This window comes from Streptomyces sp. NPDC097981, assembly GCF_040302565.1.
GTDB lineage: Bacteria > Actinomycetota > Actinomycetes > Streptomycetales > Streptomycetaceae > Streptomyces.
Window position 1 is genome coordinate 262,184 of the sequence record NZ_JBEORW010000001.1, and the last position, 17,784, is coordinate 279,967.

Annotated in this window: 14 protein-coding genes and 1 tRNA gene; 11 read left to right on the forward strand and 4 right to left on the reverse strand. The window is 69.8% G+C overall.

Features of this window, described 5'->3' with window-relative positions; all coding sequences use genetic code 11:
- Positions 1-19 precede the first annotated feature (19 nt).
- Complete coding sequence (locus ABTY04_RS01155; protein WP_352211196.1) at positions 20-1,699, forward strand: glycoside hydrolase family 71 protein; 1,680 nt, start codon at positions 20-22, stop codon at positions 1,697-1,699.
- 108 nt (positions 1,700-1,807) lie between these two features.
- Entirely contained in the window at positions 1,808-2,974 is a 1,167-nt protein-coding gene (locus tag ABTY04_RS01160) for an aminotransferase class V-fold PLP-dependent enzyme (RefSeq protein WP_352211197.1), read from the forward strand.
- A 32-nt stretch (positions 2,975-3,006) separates the two neighbouring features.
- On the opposite strand, the gene cobF is transcribed toward ABTY04_RS01160, so the two are convergent.
- Positions 3,007-3,759: a precorrin-6A synthase (deacetylating) gene (gene cobF, locus ABTY04_RS01165; RefSeq protein WP_352211198.1), complete on the reverse strand. Its 753-nt coding sequence runs from the start codon at positions 3,757-3,759 to the stop codon at positions 3,007-3,009.
- Positions 3,760-3,777: 18 nt separating this feature from the next.
- Between cobF and ABTY04_RS01170 the strand changes: the two genes are divergently transcribed.
- Genes ABTY04_RS01170 through ABTY04_RS01185 form a run of 4 tightly spaced genes read left to right on the forward strand, consistent with a single transcriptional unit; the run spans position 3,778 to position 7,080 of the window.
- The gene (locus ABTY04_RS01170; protein ID WP_352211199.1) at positions 3,778-4,533 is read left to right on the forward strand and encodes a (Fe-S)-binding protein; all 756 of its coding nucleotides are present in this window, start codon (positions 3,778-3,780) and stop codon (positions 4,531-4,533) included.
- Positions 4,530-6,050, forward strand: coding sequence for a lactate utilization protein B (locus tag ABTY04_RS01175; protein ID WP_352211200.1), 1,521 nt, complete (start codon positions 4,530-4,532; stop codon positions 6,048-6,050). The genes ABTY04_RS01170 and ABTY04_RS01175 overlap by 4 nt, the downstream gene beginning before the upstream one ends.
- Positions 6,047-6,685, forward strand: coding sequence for a LutC/YkgG family protein (locus ABTY04_RS01180; protein WP_352211201.1), 639 nt, complete (start codon positions 6,047-6,049; stop codon positions 6,683-6,685). The genes ABTY04_RS01175 and ABTY04_RS01180 overlap by 4 nt, the downstream gene beginning before the upstream one ends.
- Positions 6,686-6,690: 5 nt before the next feature.
- Positions 6,691-7,080 carry a VOC family protein gene (locus ABTY04_RS01185; RefSeq protein ID WP_352211202.1) on the forward strand — a complete coding sequence of 130 codons (390 nt, stop codon included), beginning with the start codon at positions 6,691-6,693 and terminating at the stop codon, positions 7,078-7,080.
- 88 nt (positions 7,081-7,168) lie between these two features.
- On the opposite strand, the gene ABTY04_RS01190 is transcribed toward ABTY04_RS01185, so the two are convergent.
- The gene (locus ABTY04_RS01190; protein ID WP_352211203.1) at positions 7,169-7,711 is read right to left on the reverse strand and encodes a DUF309 domain-containing protein; all 543 of its coding nucleotides are present in this window, start codon (positions 7,709-7,711) and stop codon (positions 7,169-7,171) included.
- A gap of 108 nt (positions 7,712-7,819) precedes the next feature.
- On the opposite strand from ABTY04_RS01190, the gene ABTY04_RS01195 reads away from it, so the two are divergent.
- Positions 7,820-7,893 (forward strand) — tRNA-Pro (locus ABTY04_RS01195).
- Between the two features lie 231 nt (positions 7,894-8,124).
- On the opposite strand, the gene ABTY04_RS01200 is transcribed toward ABTY04_RS01195, so the two are convergent.
- Together ABTY04_RS01200 and ABTY04_RS01205 are read right to left on the reverse strand one after the other, a co-directional pair.
- On the reverse strand, positions 8,125-11,745 hold the full coding sequence (locus tag ABTY04_RS01200; protein ID WP_352211204.1) for a serine protease: 3,621 nt from the start codon (positions 11,743-11,745) through the stop codon (positions 8,125-8,127).
- 39 nt (positions 11,746-11,784) lie between these two features.
- Positions 11,785-12,087: a trypco2 family protein gene (locus ABTY04_RS01205; RefSeq protein WP_051785208.1), complete on the reverse strand. Its 303-nt coding sequence runs from the start codon at positions 12,085-12,087 to the stop codon at positions 11,785-11,787.
- A gap of 321 nt (positions 12,088-12,408) precedes the next feature.
- On the opposite strand from ABTY04_RS01205, the gene ABTY04_RS01210 reads away from it, so the two are divergent.
- The 4 genes from ABTY04_RS01210 (at position 12,409) to ABTY04_RS01225 (ending at position 17,766) form a co-directional block, all read left to right on the forward strand.
- Entirely contained in the window at positions 12,409-12,822 is a 414-nt protein-coding gene (locus ABTY04_RS01210) for a hypothetical protein (protein WP_352211205.1), read from the forward strand.
- Positions 12,823-12,835: 13 nt separating this feature from the next.
- The gene (locus ABTY04_RS01215) at positions 12,836-15,580 is read left to right on the forward strand and encodes a KGGVGR-motif variant AAA ATPase (protein WP_352211206.1); all 2,745 of its coding nucleotides are present in this window, start codon (positions 12,836-12,838) and stop codon (positions 15,578-15,580) included.
- A 221-nt stretch (positions 15,581-15,801) separates the two neighbouring features.
- Positions 15,802-16,005, forward strand: coding sequence for a hypothetical protein (locus ABTY04_RS01220; protein ID WP_352211207.1), 204 nt, complete (start codon positions 15,802-15,804; stop codon positions 16,003-16,005).
- Between the two features lie 57 nt (positions 16,006-16,062).
- Entirely contained in the window at positions 16,063-17,766 is a 1,704-nt protein-coding gene (locus ABTY04_RS01225; protein WP_352211208.1) for a hypothetical protein, read from the forward strand.
- The last annotated feature ends 18 nt before the right edge of the window (positions 17,767-17,784 follow it).

Sequence of the window (17,784 nt, forward strand, 5' to 3'; positions counted from 1 at the left end):
GCAGGGGAGGGCACCCACGATGAGTTCGCACCGCCGCCGGCCGCGGCTGCGCCGCCGGCCCCTGCCGACCCTGCTGATCGCCGCCCTCCTGCTCGTCGGCGTCTGCGCCGCCGCCGGCATCGTCTGGAACCCCTTCGCCGGCGCCGCCACCCGGGAGGCCGCCGCTCCCGTGACCGGTACGCCCCGGTCCGCCGGGCCCGACGCGAACACGGGGAGCGCCGCCCCCGGTGAGGACGCCCCCGCCACGCCCGCTCCCGGCCGGAGCCCGAGCGGCACGGGCCGGGATGCGGGCAGCTCCCCGGGCGCGGGGGACGCCGGCAGCAGGCGCCCCGCCGCCGCCCTGCCGTTCGACCTGCCCGCGCCGGCCGCCCTGCGCACCGGCGATGCGGGCAGGAAGCTCGTGTTCGCGCACTACTTCACCCCGTACCCCCTCTCGCTCGACAATGCGAGCGCCGACGCCGACTACTACACCCGCAACTACCTGAACCCGGGTGGGGAGAACGGCAAGCACGTGCGGTACGGCGGCCTGCTGCGCGACCGGCCGCTGCCCGTCCGCCCCAAGGGCGGCAACTGGGAGCTCGCCAACCTCGAACAGGAGGTGCGCACCGCCCGCGCCGCGGGCCTCGACGGGTTCACCCTCGACCTGCTTTCCCTGACCGGGCAGAACCGGGACCGGGCCGGCCTCCTGATGGAGGCCGCCCACACGGTCGACCCGGCGTTCAAGATCATGCTGATGCCGGACATGACCTCACTGGACACCGACGACCCCGGCGTCCTCGCCGACACCCTCGCGGCCCTCGGAAAGGCCCCGGCCGCGCACCGCCTCGGCGACGGCCGGCTCGTCGTCTCCCCCTTCAAGGCGGAGGCGAAGGACGTCGCCTGGTGGACGCAGGTCATCGACCTCCTCAAGACCCGGCACGGCATCCGCACCGCCTTCGTCCCGACGTTCCTCGACTTCGACGCCAACGGCGCACGGTTCGCGCCGATCAGCCACGGGTTCTCCGCGTGGGGCAGCCGGAGCTACGTCGGCCAGGAGAGCGCCACCCGCGACGTGCGGCGGGCCCACGACATGGGCGGGATCTGGATGCAGCCGGTGTCGGTCCAGGACGCCCGCCCCAACCAGGGCATCTACGACGAGGCCGGCAACACCGCCACCCTGCGCTCCACTTGGACGCACGCCATCGACGACGGCGCCGACTGGGTGCAGCTCACCACCTGGAACGACTACTCGGAAGGCAGCCAGTTCGCGCCCTCCCTGCACAACGGGTACGCCTACCTGGACCTTTCCTCGTACTACCTGACCAAGTTCAAGACGGGCAGCTGGCCGGAGATCGTCCGCGACACGCTGTACGTCTCCGCCCGCACCCAGTTCGCCGCCGCCGCCCCGACCGGCGACCAGTCGCTGGTGATGTCCCTGCGCAAGGGCAGCGCCACGTCCCGCGACACGGTGGAGGTGCTCAGCTTCCTGACGGCCGCGGCGAGCGTGCGTACCGTGGTGGGCACGGCCGAGGACACGCACGACGCCCCGGCCGGTGTCCACTGCGAACTGCTCCCGCTCCGGCCGGGCACCAGCTCGGCGGTGGTGGTGCGCGACGGCAGGCCCGGCGCGGAGGCGGAGCTGCCGTACCCCGCGGAGCGGACGGTGGCGGTCCAGGACCTCCAGTACTACGCCGTGACCAGCGGCCGGGACACCCGCTAGGCGGGACCGGGCCCGCAATACCGGCCACTTCGGCTGCATTGGCCCTTCCGGTCCGGCCGGGGCGTACCCCATCATCCGGGCAGCCGCACCCCACTCCTCGGAGGACCCGTGACCGACCCGACCGCCCCCGCCGCGCGCCCTGCCGCCCCAGCCGTGTTCCCCGGCGGCCCCGGGCTCTTCCGGCTGGACCCGGAGATCGCCCACCTGAACCACGGGTCGTTCGGCGCCGTGCCGGTCCCCGTGCAGGAGGCCCAGGCCGTCCTGCGCGAGGAGGCACACGCCGACCCCGACGCCTTCTTCATCGGCGTCGCCGAACGGATCGCCGGAGCCCGCGCCCGCGTCGCCCGGCACCTCGGCGCCGACGACCCCGAGGGCATCGCCTTCATCGCCAACGCCACCGAAGGCGCCAACCTCGCCCTCGACGCCGTGCAGTTCGCCGACGGCGACGAGATCCTGGTCACCGACCACGGCTACGGCACCGTCACCGCGGCCGCCGCCCGCCGCGCGCGGGTCACCACCGTCAACCTCGACCCGTACCTCCCCGACGAGGACGCCGTACGCGAAACCGTGCTGGCCGGGCTGACACCCCGCACCAAGGTGGCGGTCCTCGACCACATCAGCTCGCCGACCGCCCGGCTCATCGCCTCACCCCGGCTCCTCGCCGACCTGGCCGCCCGCGGGGTCACCACCATCGTCGACGGGGCGCACGCCCCCGGCATGGTCGCGAACCCGCTGGCCGCAGGCGCCGACTTCTGGTTCGGCAACCTCCACAAATGGGCGTACGCCCCCTCCGGCAGCGCCGTCCTCGCCGTCGCCCCCGCACACCGCGGACGGGTCCGGGCACTGGTCCCCTCCTGGGAGGACGCGCACGGGTTCCCCCGCTCCGTCGAGAACCGCGCCACCGCCGACTACACCGGCTGGCTCGCCGCCCCCGAGGGCCTGGACCTCCTCGAACGGCTCGACGCTGGGAAGGTGCGGGCCCACAACGGCGCCCTCGCCGCCCACGGCGCGGCCCTGCTCGCCGAGATCCCCGGGCTCACCCCGCTCCCGTACACCGAGGGCCTCGCGATGCGCGCCCTGCGGCTGCCGCCCGGCACCGCCGGGACCCAGGAGGCCGCCCGCGCCCTGCGCGAGCGGATCGCGGCGGAGCGGGGCATCCGGGTGCTCGTGTGGCCCTGGCCGGGCGGCGGCGGCATCCGCGTCTGCGGGCAGATCTACAACCGCCCCGAGGAGTACGAACGCCTCGCCGCCGAGCTCCCGGCCTTCCTGGCCTGACGGGCCCCGGCCGCGCACGGGCCCGACGGGCCTCAGCCGCGCCGGAGCAGGTACGTGTCCATGATCCAGCCCTTGCGGGCGCGGGCTTCGGTACGGAGTTCCTCGATCCGGCCGGCGACCTCCGCCAGCTTCCCCGAGACCAGGATCTCGTCCGGGGTGCCGACGTAGGCACCCCAGTAGATGTAGAGGTCCTGGTCGAGGTGGGCCGTGAAGGCATGCCGCGCGTCCAGCATCACCACCACGTCGTCCACGTCCTGCGGCCAGCCCTCGGCGAGGCGCCGCCCGGTCGTGATCTGGACCGGCCGGCCGACCCGGTTCAGGTTGGTCCGGTGCCGGGCCAGCAGCGAGGAGATGCTGCTGATGCCGGGCACGACCTCGTGCTCGAACGCCACCCGGCCCCGCTCCAGCACCTCGTCGAGGATGGCGAGGGTGGAGTCGTACAGCGAGGGGTCGCCCCAGACCAGGAACGCGCCGGTCTCGCCGTCCGCCAGGTCCTCGGCGATGAACCGCTCGAAGATCTCGGCCCGCGCGCTGCGCCAGCCGTCGACCGTCGGCGCGTACTGGTCGGGGGTCCGGTCCCGGTCCGGATCGCGGCCCTCCACGAGCCGGTGGCCGGGGCGGGCGTGCTCGTCGAGCATCGCGCGCCGCAGCCCGGTCAGATCCGCCTTCTCCTCGCCCTTCTCCAGGATGAGGAATGCGTCCGCCGCGCCGATCGCCTTGACCGCCTGGAGGGTCAGGTGGTCCGGGTCGCCCGCGCCTATGCCGATCACTGAGAACTTCTTCACCCGGCTATTGTGCCCATCATGCGTGCCGCCCTGTTCGTCACCTGCGTCAACGACGCGCTGTACCCCCGGACCGGCATCGCCGTCGTACGCCTGCTGGAGCGGCTCGGCGTCGGCGTCGACTTCCCGCCGGCCCAGAGCTGCTGCGGCCAGCCGCAGTACAACACGGGCTACCGGCGCGAGAGCGAACCGCTGCTGCGGCGCACCGCCAAAACCTTCGCGGGGTACCCGTACGTGGTCACCCCGTCGGGTTCCTGCGCCGCGATGGTCCGCTCCCACTACCCGCGCATCGCCCGTCGGGCGGAGCAGGAGGGGCGCGGCTCCGAGCTGGCGGAGCTTGCCGAGGACCTCGTACCGCGCGTCCACGAGCTGACCGAATTCCTGGTCGACGTCCTCGGGGTCACCGATGTGGGCGCGTACTTCCCGCACACCGTCACCTATCACCCCTCGTGTCACGGTCTGCGGGGACTCGGGCTGGGGGACCGCCCGCGGCGGCTGCTCGCCGCCGTCAAGGGCCTGGACCTGGTCGAACTGCCCGGCGCCGAGGAGTGCTGCGGCTTCGGCGGCACCTTCGCCGTGAAGAACCCGGACGTGTCCGCGGCGATGGGCACCGACAAGACCGGCAGCGCGGTGGGGACGGGCGCGGACGTGCTGTGCGGGGCCGACAACTCCTGCCTGGCCCACCTCGACGGGATCCTGCGCCGTCGCGGGGACGCGATGCGGACCCTGCACCTCGCCGAGATCCTGGCCTCGACGGAGGAGGAACCACTGAGATGACGGGCACGTTCGTGGGCATGCCGGCCTTCCCCGGCTTTCCTGCCTTCCCCGCCTTCCCTGCCTTCCCGGACGCGGCGCGCGAGGCCGTGGGGGACCGGGTGCTGCGCGCCAACCTCCGGCACGCCACCCACACCATCCGCGACAAACGCGCGCGGGCGGTCGCCGAGCTGGCCGACTGGGACCGGCTGCGCGCGGCCGGCAAGGCCGTCAAGGACCACACGCTGCGCCACCTCGACCACTACCTGCTCCGGCTGGAGGAGGCGGTGACGGCCGCGGGCGGCACCGTCCACTGGGCGGCCGACGCCGCCGAGGCCAACCGGATCGTCACGGACCTGGTGCTGGCCACGGGCGAGCGCGAGGTCGTCAAGGTCAAGTCCATGGCCACCCAGGAGATCGGCCTCAACGAGGCCCTCGAAGCGGCCGGGATCGCCGCGTACGAGACGGACCTCGCCGAGCTCATCGTCCAGCTCGGCCACGACCGGCCCTCGCACATCCTGGTCCCGGCCATCCACCGCAACCGGGCCGAGATCCGGGACGTCTTCGAGGCGGAGATGGGCCGCTGGGGCCGCCCCGCGCCGGACGGACTCGGCGACGACCCGCGCGAGCTCGCCGAAGCCGCCCGCCTCCACCTGCGCGAGAAGTTCCTGCGCGCCAAGGTCGCCGTGTCCGGCGCCAACTTCATGGTCGCCGAGACGGGCACGATGGTCGTCTTCGAGTCCGAGGGCAACGGCCGCATGTGCCTGACGCTCCCCGAGACCCTGATCTCGGTGGTGGGCATCGAGAAGGTGGTACCGACCTTCCGGGACCTGGAGATCTTCCTCCAGACGCTGCCGCGCTCCTCCACGGCCGAACGGATGAACCCGTACACGACGATGTGGACCGGGCTGGGCCCTTCGAGGGGGGCGGACGGCGACGGCCCCTCCGCCTTCCACCTCGTACTCCTCGACAACGGCCGCACCGACACCCTCGCCGACGAGGTGGGCCGCCAGGCCCTGCGCTGCATCCGCTGCTCCGCCTGCCTGAACGTCTGCCCGGTGTACGAGCGCGCCGGCGGCCACGCGTACGGCTCCGTCTACCCCGGGCCGATCGGCGCCATCCTCAGCCCCCAACTGCGGGGCACGGGCAGCGACATCGACGCCTCGCTGCCGTACGCCTCCACCCTGTGCGGGGCCTGCTACGAGGTCTGCCCCGTCGCCATCGACATTCCGGAGGTCCTGGTCCACCTGCGCGAACGGGTGGTCCAGGGCGGCCCGGTGACCCGCGGGGGCATCCGCGTACGGATCCGCCCGGCGCGGGGGCACGCCGCCGAACGGGCCGCGATGCGGGCCGCCCGGTTGCTCCTGGACCGGCCGGGCGCGCTGCGCGCGGGGGAGCGGCTGCTGGCCCGGGCCCGGCGGCTGCGGCCGCGCCGGCTGCCGGGGCCCGGGCGGGCGTGGACGGACAGCCGCGAGCTGCCGGAGCTCCCGGCGGAGTCGTTTCGCGACTGGTGGGCGCGCGAGCGGGGAGAGCGGGCATGAGCAGCAGGGACCGGATCCTGGGCCGGATCCGCCGGGCGACGGCGGACGGCGCGCCCGACCCCGCCGTCCCCCGGGACTACCTCCGGGTCCACGGCACCCGCACCCCGGCCGAGACGGCCGACCTCCTCGCCGCCAACCTCGCGGAGTACCGGGCGAAGGTGCACCGCACCGACGAGGACGGGATCGCGCCCCTGCTGATGCGGCTGCTCGCCGAGCGGGGCGCGGGGACGGTCCTCGTCCCGGCCGGCCTGCCCCCGCACTGGCTCTCGGCGGCGGACCCGACCCGCGTCCACGACCGCACGGACTCCACCCCGTACGAACTGGACGCGGTGGACAGCGTGGTGACCGGCTGCGCCCTGGCGGTGGCCGAGACCGGCACGATCGTCCTCGACGGCGGTCCAGGCCAGGGGCGGCGCCGCATCACCCTGATCCCGGACCACCACATCTGCGTGGTCCGGGTCCCGGACCAGGTTGTGGACTCGGTCCCGCAGGCACTGCCCCTGCTCGACCCGGCGCGGCCGCTGACCTGGATCTCCGGCCCGTCCGCCACCAGCGACATCGAACTCGACCGGGTGGAGGGTGTGCACGGCCCGCGCACCCTGGAGGTGGTCCTGCTGACCCGACCAGCACAATGAGTGCCATGTCCGCATACATCGCCCTCACCGCCCTCGTCGTCCACGACTACGACGAGGCCATCGACTTCTACACCCGCGCCCTCGGCTTCACCCTCGTCGAGGACACCGCGCGCCCGGACGGCTCCCGCTGGGTCGTGGTACGCCCGCAGGGCGCGACCGAGGCGGCGCTGCTGCTGGCCCGCGCCAAGGACGAGGCCCAGCGCTCCCGGGTCGGGGACCAGACGGGCGGCCGGGTCGGCTTCTTCCTGTACACCGACGACTTCGCCCGGGACCACACCCGGATGACGGCGGAGGGCGTCCGCTTCCTGGAGGAGCCGCGCCACGAGCCGTACGGCTCGGTGGCGGTCTTCGAGGACCTCTACGGCAACCGCTGGGACCTCCTTGAGCCGGCGTAAGCCCTGTCCGGGTCCGGGGCCGGGGCCGGGTCCGGAGCCGGTTGCCGGGCCGGCCGCGGCGGGCGGTGCCGCCGGGCCCGCCCGCAGGTCAGGCGGGATCGGGGCGATCGGGCCGGACCTGCAGGGTGGCGAGCCGCGGAGCCTCGGCTGCGGCGTCGACCGCCGCCCCGGCCTCCACGCGCCCGGCCAACTCCCGGGCCCACTCGACCAGGCCCGCCACGTCGATCCCGTACGAGGCCGGCGTCCCACCCGCCCCGGCCGGCCCGGCAGCCGCGTCAGGCCCGGCCAGGGCAAGGGCGTCGGCCCCGCGTCGCAACAGGCGGGCTCCGCCGACGGCGTTCCCGCGCGCGGCGTGCGTGAGCCCGACCGCCAGCTGCGCGAGCGCCCGCCACAGCGGGGCCTCGGCCTGCGGCCCGGACTTCCAGGCGTCCTCGAACACCTCGTGCGCATGGAAGGGCATCCCGGCGTCCAGCAGCCGCTGCGCCTCGGCCACCGTCTCGGCGGGCGTCCGCACGACCCCCTCGGGCTGCCGCTCCACCCCCGGCTCCCCGTACGGCAGCGGCCGCCCCAGCCTGTCCCTGGGCCGCGCGCTCCGCGCGCGCCCCTCACCGTCCCGATCCCGTGCGTCCACCCGGCCATCCTCCCTCCCGACGGAAACCGGTGCATGCGCACCCCTCTACGTGGGGTAATGTTCTGCATGTGCCGCCGGGACGAGGGAAACCCCAGCTCAACGGCACATCGGGACGTGGCGCAGCTTGGTAGCGCACTTGACTGGGGGTCAAGGGGTCGCAGGTTCAAATCCTGTCGTCCCGACTTTTCGAAGTCGCAGGTCAGGGGCCGTTTCAGAGAAATCTGAAACGGCCCCTTGATCGTTTTTAGGGACCACTTGGGGACCAGTCTCCAGGTCCCGCGCCGCTTCTTGACCCAGTCAAGGTGCGCTACAGGCCACAAGCCGGCAGCGTGGACGGAGCGCCTGCTGATGGTGGCCAGGCGGGTTCGGCCTTGTAGACAGCGGTAGCCTTGTCGTAGAGGCTTCGAGGCCGGTCAGCACCGGGCAGACGGTCCTGAGTCGGCTCCGAGTTGTTCCCGCGAGGCGTCGCGCCGCGTTTCCGCATCGAGCGCCGAGCGGAGGCGATCTGCGTACGGCAGGTCTTCGTGCCGGGTCAACCAGCCGGCTGCCAGGCGCATCACGTGGACTCTCTGGGTGGGCGAGAGCGCCGGGAGAGCGAGCAGATCCTCGATGACCAGACGTACCTTCGGCCCAATGTCGTGCGATTCGAGCCAGCGCAGGGCGCTGTCGACGGCGCGGGATCGTCGGTCCTCGTCGAGGGCCGGGTGGCGCAGGACACCGGAGAGCACGGAGCGGGACTTGATCGACCGGTCGGTACTCAGACGGTCCAGAGCGATGTCGATGCCGATGCGTGCCTGTTCGACGGACAGGTCTGGGCGTGTGAGGAAGGAGGCGAGCACCGGGCGCTGGACCTTGCCGCCGTGGCAGGCGAGCCACCGCAGGCTGACGTCCGCGAGGGACCGTGCCTGATTGCGCGTCAGCCCATCGAGCTGGCTGAGCATGACGGCCATGAGCACATGAGCGTCTGGATGCGCGAGGAGCGTGGCGCATCCGAGATGGATGGCACGCTGTAGCTGTGCGGACGGCAGGTCCGGCACGCGCAGGAGGGAGCCTAGTACGGAACCGAACGCCTCGTGCTCCGGGTGGCTGTCGAGCCACGTGAAGGCGAGCGTTGCGGCGGTTCCAGCTTGGTCCTGGGTGAGTTCCTCGCAGTGGATGAGCAGGCGAAGGATAATGGCCGGGCCGGACTGGGCGTCAGGTTGCGACTTCAGTCGTTCCAGGAGGAGGGCGGCGGCGTCCGCCACGCTGTCGGCGGACAGCAACGTGCCCAGGACGCGGGAGCCTGCCGGGTGGTCGGCAGGTCCCTCAGCGGCCCACCAACGGGCGACGGCGATCATCCTGGGACGAAGCTCCGGCGGGCACCCGTCGGTGGACAGGAGTTTTTGCACGACCCGGCCCGTGCTCGGGTACACCTGTCCCGTCTCCAGCCAGTCCAGTGCGCTTCGGATCAATGTCGCGCGGTCCGGGAGGCGGTCGTCTTCGAGCAGAACACACAGTTCCGGACCGATGTTCGAGCCTGGGCGCAGATCAGAACGCAGCCACACGAGGCCGTGGTCCACGAGTTTCCGGCGGGCGACCGTCTCGATGTCCGCACGCTGCAGGAACGCACGGATCACGGGTGCGACTCCGAGGGACCGGTACGGAGTGAGCCACGCCAGTACGCACGCGACCACTCTCTCCAGTCGATCCCTGGAGTGGTCCATGCCGAGCAGGCGCTTCAACAGCGCGGGCGTATGACGCCAGTCGGGCCGGGAAGACACCCAGGCGAGGGTGCAGTCGACCACCAGGTCCTCGGTCCTCGGCGAAAGGTCGGGGCGCTCGATCAGTGCGAGCAGAAGATACTCCGTGTCGGTCTGTCCGCCCCGGCGAACAAGCCATCCGACGGAAGCCTCGACAAGGAATGCGGGAGCGGGATCCATGCCTCGCAGGGCGGCGGTAAGGAACGGCTGCGCGGTGTGGTCGGCCTCGGCGTGGGAGAGCCAGGGAGCAACCAGTGTGTTCCACACAGAGCGGTCGAACCCTTGCCAGGGCCGGCTCGTCACCATCGTCAGCAGCACCTGGCCGCCGTCGTCACCGGCTCCCGCCAAGAGTTGGCCGAGCGGATCCATCTGGGCCGTGAGCCATTCCCCGCAAAAGCGTTCCAGGGCAGCGATCCGATGGGCGGGGCCATGCGCTGCCATGTCAACGGCCAGCCGTCGGAGATGGCCGGTGAATATGGAGAACGTACGTGCATGCCGCGTGAACGCGGCGAAGAGCGCACCGGCAGCGCCTGCGTCGAGGCTCCATCCGGGAGAAGGCATCAGTGACTGCAGCAGGAGTTCGTCGGTGACGATGTCGTGGACCACGACCAGCTGACCGCCGACCTCATCGAGCCACCCAAGAGAGATCAGCGTGTCGACGACGCGCCGCCCTCCGAACGGAACGGCCAGCCCACAGGCCACCGTAAGGAACGTGTCGATGGCCTGTTCGACGACCATCCGGGACTGCGGGCTCGCCGCGACCGCCACAGTGAAGGCCAGCTGCTCGACGGCAGGGGTGGTGATACCCCAGGGGGAGGGGCTGAGTGCGGGGCTCGTGGCGAGCGCGTCCCGGCGCATGCCCTCGCGCAGCCAGTCCAGCAGTTCGCCGGGCCGGACCGATACCGCCACCCCCGGTGTGTGCTGGGCCAGCCCCTGCTCCTCGATCGCCCGCGCGATCAACAGCGCGATCACCGGACGCCGCCCGCAGATCTGGGACAGCGCCTCGTTCCCCCATCGGCGCACGGTTTCGGGTGCTGTGTGGCGGACTACCTGGTCGATGATCGCGGACTGGTGTGGCCAGTCCTCTCGTACATAGATCTCGTCGAGCATTCGGCTGCTGCCACGGAGCTGAACCGTGTGCAGGGATCCGGGCCGCACGGAGGCCAGGCACGCCACGGTCACGCCACGTTGCTTGGCCTCCGGGATCAGCACTTCGGCGAGGACGCGCAGGTCGACCTGTGGGCAGGCGTCGAGGTAGTCCAGTATCAGCAGCACCCGTCGGCGGCCGCACGAGACGACGGACGCGGCCACGTCGTCGACTGTCACGGCGCTGTCGGGCTGGACGTGCAGGACTTGCCAGCCCGCGCGGTCCGCCCGGTGCGCGACCTCGAAGCATGTCCGCGTCTTGCCCGAACCGGCTGGTCCGACCAGCAGTGCCCCTCGTGAACGGCCAGTGCTCAGCCGGGCGAACAGGCGGTCCGGATGCGATGCGTGGTCCATCCCTGGATGGATGAAGGGTAGGTGCTCCTCGTCGAGAAAGCTGCGTCGTCCGAGCAGGCGCCGCATGACCTCGGCATGGGTGCTTACGCGGCTGCGCACGGCTGGGTCGAACGGCGTCGGCACGATGTCCCCCGGCGGCACCGGCTCCACCCCGTGCTCGGCCAGCAGGCGCACGAATTCAGGATCTCGGGACACCTGGGAGAGGTCGGTCGCGGTGAGGCTCGCCGCGCCGGATGGAACGTGATGGCTCGTGCACACGCCGACGAGAACGCCGTCTTGCGTGAAGACCCCTGCCCCGGACACCCCCTGCCAGGGGGATCCGCTTGACTCCAGCGGCGCAGGGCTGCTGAGGGACAGCTCCATCTCGTGGCTCCCCAGGAAGGAGCCCAGAAGGATCGACCCAGTCAACTGACGACTTTTCGGCACATCCTGACGCGACGCATGGTCGGGGAACCCGATCGCGATGAACGGTACCGACTCCACGGTCCGGGGCAGGACGCCCCACCGGGCGGGAGGGATGAGGGGCCCGCCCTCCCCGAGAACTAGGAGGGCGAGGTCCACCTTGTCGATCCGGTGCCGCAGCACCGCGGTGACCTGAAGCCTTTGCGTCGACTGCCCTGGAGGTCTCACCTCATAGCGGTCACCGGGCTGGGTAAAGCCGTGGCCAGCGCAGATGGCCAGTCGTGAGGCGAGCATGAAACCGGAAGCAGCGAATCGAGGGACGCCGTCGGATCCGCGGCGCACCACCATGGCCACACGCTCCAGGGGCTGCTGCGCGGCGATCAGATCAGCCACAGCCGACGCCACTCTCGGAGGGCCGACTCATCCACGAGGTCAGTCCTCCAGGACGGCTCCACGCCCCGAATCTGTCAGGACCGAGCCGCCGTTGGCCGTCTCGGCCGAGAGTTCCAAAGAAACGGTGTGCGTGGCGGAGACGCCCCCGGTTGCCTTACCTCCGGCCGACAGCACCCAGAACTTGACCCCGCCCTGGGCCTCTGCCGATGCCGTCACCGCGACCTGTACGTCTAGCTTCACCGACTGCACTCGAAGCCGGACCGGTTGACCCTCGCCGTCCGCCATAGCTTGCGCCAACTCGCCACGCAGTGCCTTGATGGTCTCCGCCAGGCCGATCTCCACCAGTCCCCCTCTTCCGAACCGCTCCCGGCCGCCATCGTCCCCGTTCGGAGATGGTGGTAGGAGACGGCCTACGTGATCACCAACCATGGTAGAGGGCCGGGCCGAAAATGCAGGGGGATCGGCGCCAGAACCAGACGACTGCGAGGAAGGAGGAGGGGAAGCTTGCGCTCTTTGAGGCCTGACCGGAAGAGTATTCAATGAACCCTCGTCGGACCTCGGCCTGTTCGGTGGCGGTGCCTCAGCTGTAGTGCAGGTGGGCCTCTTTCGGACGTTTGATCACATCGGCGTCGTGGCAACAGTTGCGGTGCGATGATGTGCGGCATGGTGCTTCACGTGGGGGTGGCTGCGCTCCGTAAACGGCGGACGCAGTTGCGAGACAGTGCGGGCAAGGTGGCGGACGGCGGGGATACGGTCACTTCCTGTCTCCTTCTCTTCTATGCAGCGGAGTGCGCGCTCAAGGAGAGGGTGCTGGCGCGCCGAGGCCTTCGGGACACTTCGCATCTCGAGCCGACACACGATCTCTGGAAGTTGGCAAGGGACCTAGGCCTGCCGCGGCGTCTGGGAACTGCGCTGAAGGGGATGAAGAACTGCCGCGCTGCCGGGCACCCCGGAGTGAACGTGGCCCTAGCCGATCTGCATCAGGCCTGGCGTTATGGTGTGAAACTGCACGTCGAGGACGAGAAGAAGGCCCGTGACCTGCTGGACGAGCTCATCTCATGGTGCGAGCAGGACTGAGGGGGATCGAGTCGTGGCAGAACTGGGAAAGCTGGAGATCATGGACAGCGGAATCGTGCCTCCTAGCCACCTCTTCAGCTGGGTGGATGTGGATGAGCATTTGACCAGGCTGGCTCTGGCGGGGGAGTGGCCCGACTGGCTCGTCGCGGCGGACGGCTGGTGGGACTGTCTGGAACTGGTCACCAGGAGTGCTGTCGAGCCCGAAACAGTGAAGCGCTGGTTGGACGCAGTGTTCGGCACCGGGTCGGCCGGGTGGGTTGACGGCGACCTATTGCTCGGGCTCGATGATCCTCGAACCACCGAGTTCACCGGATTGCGGGTCGAACTCAGCGTGGACGCTGAGCAACCTGGTGTGGCGAGGAGACGCGTGCCGTTGCTTCGGGAGAAGCACATCACGCGTCAGTTGGCAGAACCTCTTCGCCGGCCTGACGCGCCGACTTTTGCTGACGATGTGCAGCTCATGGCATTCCACTCCTTCAAGGGGGGAGTCGGGCGTACGGTACACGCGGTGGCAGTCGCCGACCGACTGGCACGGAGCGGGGGCAAAGTCCTGTTGATCGACGCCGACCTGGAGGCCCCTGGTATCACCTGGATGCACAAGGAGCAGGGTGGACAGTGCGACTTCACCTACGAGGACTTCATCACCCTTCTCCAGGGTGCGGAGAACGGCGACGCTGCGACTGCGGTCGACATCGCAACCGCTTATCTGCCCAATCAACAGGCCGGCCACTATGCGAGTGGCGGGAGCGTCACTGTCATGCCGTCGAGCCGCCGTGTGACGTTGGCTCCGCCTCGGATCGAGCCAGCGGACCTTTTTTCCCCTGGGAGGTCGGTGTACTTCGTGACGGAGGCGCTGGCAGCTCTGGGAGCACGGCTCGGGGTGGACACGGTGGTCGTCGACCTCAGAGCGGGTGCTTCTGAACTGTCTGCTCCGGTGCTTCTCGACCCTAGGGTTCAGCGCATCTTCGTGACTACGCTAAGTCATCAGTCCCTGGCCGGCACGGAACTGATGGTTCAACAGCTTGGAGGAAAAGCGCCCACCGTTCAAGGTACCGACCCTGCGACGGCGGTCATTGTCACCCAATACCGGATGGATACTCACACTGCTCAGGCCGATGCCGCGCGCAGCATGCTTTCGGTAGCTCTGGGAGCTGCGCTTCGCAGACCGGTGGGGACTGATGGAGACGACACTGAAACCGTCGATGCTGCGCTGCTTGCCCAGCCGGTATTGAGCCCCTTCAGGGAGGAGCTTCTCGCGCTTCCTTCCTCCTGGGATGCGGTGTTGGACGTGATTTCGTCGTGTGGAGTCGCCGACGGACTCGAGTCCCTCCTCCCGGCCCCCGCACCCCGCACCCCGGCTGGATCGGTGCCCGGGGCAGCGGTGGACTACGGTCAATTGCGGCGCAATCTCGCTCGGACTGCGGGCAAACTCGTCTATGCAGAACAGAGTGGGCTCTCCTCGGCCGGTGGCTTCCTCGTGACTGAACCGCTCCGTCGTCTGCTTGCTGACCACCGGACCGAGCTGCCGCAGGCCCTCGTAGTGGGGGCGAAGGGAGCGGGCAAGACTTTCATGTACGCGAAGGCATGTGCCGCGCGGACATGGCAGACGTTCGCGGAGCAGTCCGGGATCAGAGGTGTCACGGTCGAAGCGCCCATCGTTCCGGTTCTGGAGTCAGCGAACCTGGAGTACGGGGATCTCGAGCCACAGGACCTGCGTGATGCCTTCGCCGCGGCACACGAAGACTTGCCACCACGGGATGTCACCGCATCCAGTATCTCGGACAGGCTGAAGGCTGGTCTGGGAAGGCTCGATGGTCAGGATGAACTCGGCTGGCGGAGTCTTTGGCTGGAATGCTTGGCTATGGCCTGCGGACTGGAAGTCTCCGAGCAGCGGACTTCAGAAGAGGCATTGATCGATCTTGGTCGACGGGCCAAGGCGGTCTTCGTGATCGACGGCCTCGAGGACCTCATGCAGAACCTGGACAGTGATACGAAGCGCACTGCATTGAGGGTTTTGCTGATCGACGTCCTGGGATGGCTTCGCTCGCTGCGCGGCCGGCCCTTCGGCCTCGTGGTCTTCGTTCGGCGCGACCTTGTCACCGGGGCGGTTCGGCAGAACAGCGGCCAGCTCCTCGGTAGATACGATCACTACGCTTTGCATTGGAGCAAGGACGAGGCGCTGCGTCTTGCGCTCTGGGTGACTGCACACGCCGAAGCAATGCCCGAACCAGTTCCGCTCTCCGGGATCACCGATCTCTCGGCGGATGAACTGATCGACAGTCTCATCCAGGTGTGGGGTTGGAAGATGGGCAGTGCGAAGTCTCGCGAGGCGCGCTCCCACCTGTGGGTCCCTGCGGCTCTCGGGGACTTCAACGGCCAGGTGCAGGCTCGAGACGTAGTCATGTTCCTCGCGACAGCGGCCAAGAAATCCGAGCAATACAACGACACGGTGGACGATCGCGTGCTCGTCCCCACCGCAATGCGTAAGGCCTTGCTCGAATGCAGCAGGAACAAGATCACTTCAGTTGGGGAGGAGGACAAGGAGATTGGCCGGCTGCTGGCGCATATGCAGGGACTCGGCCACTCTGTCCTGGTTCCGTTCGAGCTCGAGCAGGTCCAGCTGACCGTTGCGGATGCGGACCTCCTGATCGAATCCGGAGTTTTCAGTAAGGGGTCCGACGGACGCTACTGGGTGCCGGAGATCTATCGACACGGTCTCGGATTCAATAGTGAGCGTCGTGCGAGGGTGCTCTGGTAGCAGGCGGCGACCTCAGATACCGGTGTGAGGGGTCCTGAGCGCGTGGGTCTTCCGGGGACCAACCTCCCGCCCGACCTTCGGCGGGAGTTGCCGCGACTTCAGGTACGCCGGTATGCGGTTGCACTTGCGCAGGCGCCGACCGGAAGGGTGAAAGGTTCTTCGTCTGGCGGCGAGTGTCAGTGCTCGGCCCTAAGCTCGCAAGGCAGGAGAAGGGGGAGTTCGTGCGTGACCGCATGCTGACAGCCGACGTACCGCTCGGGCCGTTCGAGGGCACCAAGATCACCGTTTACTCGGCGAAGGGCAAGAACGCCATGTTGCATGTCCGGAGGGAATGCGGCCAGCTCCGCACGGCCAACGTGACCACGACCGAAGTCCCGTTGAACGCGGACGTGATGGGCAGGTTCTGCTCGGGTTGCGCGGACTGAGGCCCGAGGGCCCGGCCGACGTCCGGGCTGGGCATCTTCATGGGGGCGCTCGGCGGCGTGGGACTGCTTCACCAGCTGCAGGCTTATGCGGAGCCGGACGAGGACGTGTACTGGACTCAGGACGAGGTGCGGGCCGCAGCCGAGCTCCTGCCCTCGAAGCGGAATGTTGCGGACGAGGATGACGAGGACGACGACGGGCGGTGGGAAGCCCGTAGGGAGGCCGACCACCTGCAGGAGCAGGTCTTGTCCCTCTGGCGTCATGCTGCGGGGAGCCTTCACCGAGCGCAGGCCGTCATCGCCCACCTACCTTGGCTGACGGACTGGGCGTGGCCGAAGCTGTTGGCGAAGGAGGGTTACTTTGAGACCCTGCAGGCGCAGGCGGCCCTCTTCGTGGAGCCAGCCGGTCTCGTTGTAGCCGCTGCCGCTGCAGCTGCAGCACTGGGAACGCCCCCGCTGCCCGCCAACGATCCTGCCTTCGCGGTGCTCGGCAACCGCAGTCAGGTCTCCACCGGTCTGAGCGCGCTATGGCGCAGGTGGCAGTACGCGGCCGAAGGCGGCTGGGAGGGACCGGCCTCCCGGGCGTTCAGGCGGTATGACCTGGTGGAGGGCATCAGGTCCAACAAGAAGGGGCATGCGGAAGCTCTGGAAGGAGCCGCCCGGCTGATCCAGTCGTGGGAGGACGAGGCCCGCGCCGCTGCCGCGACGACGGATTCGATACCGACGGTGTGGGTCACGGCACGCCTGCCGGAGGACACGGACGAGCCTTCGCGCGGGAATACACGTGAGGCCCTGGACGGCCTTGACCGGTGGACCCTCGGGGTGGTGGTGACCTGGACCGTCACCGCCGACTGGAGCCGACGCACCTTGACGCTGAAGGTCCCCACCCTCGTCGCTGACAGACTCTTCGCATCCTCGAGCGCCCTCGCCTGCGAGCGCGGGGCCGAAGCCGAGCCGGCGGAGGCCGTCCCCCAGGCACAACCCGGCTCCGTGGTGCCTGGGGTCTTCGACGACACCGCTGTCTTCGACCGCCAGCCCGTTACCCCTGCTCATTTGCGAGCGCTGCGGAACTTCTCGTACGCCGCCGACCAGCTCTACATCGTCTTCTCGACGAGCGGAGGAGCGGAGGTCTTGCCCCTCGAGGTCATCGAGAAGCGCGTCGAGCAGGGCTGGCTCGGCGTCATCGTCGCTGGCGCGTCGGACCTTCCCGAAAGCGTGATCAATCCGTGGATGAAGGAGGTCCACCCCACACCGGAAGCGGACGAGGGCCCTCACCCGGGCCACGCCGGCGCAGGGCAGGATGACCGCTCCGGGGCTGACCTGGGCCTCGCAGCTGGGGCTCAGGCAGCCGTCCGGTGGGCGCACGGGGAGCGGGCGAAGGAGCACAACCTGCGTCTGCTCGCCATGGCACGCGGCGTTCCCGACCTGCGGAGCCTCGACACCGGACGCTCCGGCGTGCTGTCGGTCACGGTCTGGGAGGGCCTGCTCACGCCCGGCCCCCTGGACCTGACGCCGTTCCGACCGCCCAGCACCGACCGCTGGCGCGGCGGTAGCGGCCTACCACTGGCGTACTGGGACCGGTGCAGATCTACGCCACGAACGCGGATCCCGCGTTCGAAGGCAAGGGACATTCACCCTTCTGTCAGCACACACGGGACAGAGGTCTCGCGCAGAGCGACGACCTCCTCAGCGTCTCCGACCTGCTGGCCCGTGACGACTGGGACTGGTGCAGCAAGTGCGGCGGCTACTCTGCGCGCCGGCTGACCGACACCCAACTCTCCT

Bases quoted from the DNA above. Each gene is read 5' to 3' on its own strand.
- ABTY04_RS01170 (WP_352211199.1), top strand. From the start codon at position 3,778: ATGCGTGCCGCCCTGTTCGTCACCTGCGTCAACGACGCGCTGTACCCC.
- ABTY04_RS01210 (WP_352211205.1), top strand. From the start codon at position 12,409: ATGGTGCTTCACGTGGGGGTGGCTGCGCTCCGTAAACGGCGGACGCAG.
- ABTY04_RS01185 (WP_352211202.1), top strand. From the start codon at position 6,691: ATGTCCGCATACATCGCCCTCACCGCCCTCGTCGTCCACGACTACGAC.
- ABTY04_RS01155 (WP_352211196.1), top strand. From the start codon at position 20: ATGAGTTCGCACCGCCGCCGGCCGCGGCTGCGCCGCCGGCCCCTGCCG.
- ABTY04_RS01175 (WP_352211200.1), top strand. From the start codon at position 4,530: ATGACGGGCACGTTCGTGGGCATGCCGGCCTTCCCCGGCTTTCCTGCC.
- ABTY04_RS01180 (WP_352211201.1), top strand. From the start codon at position 6,047: ATGAGCAGCAGGGACCGGATCCTGGGCCGGATCCGCCGGGCGACGGCG.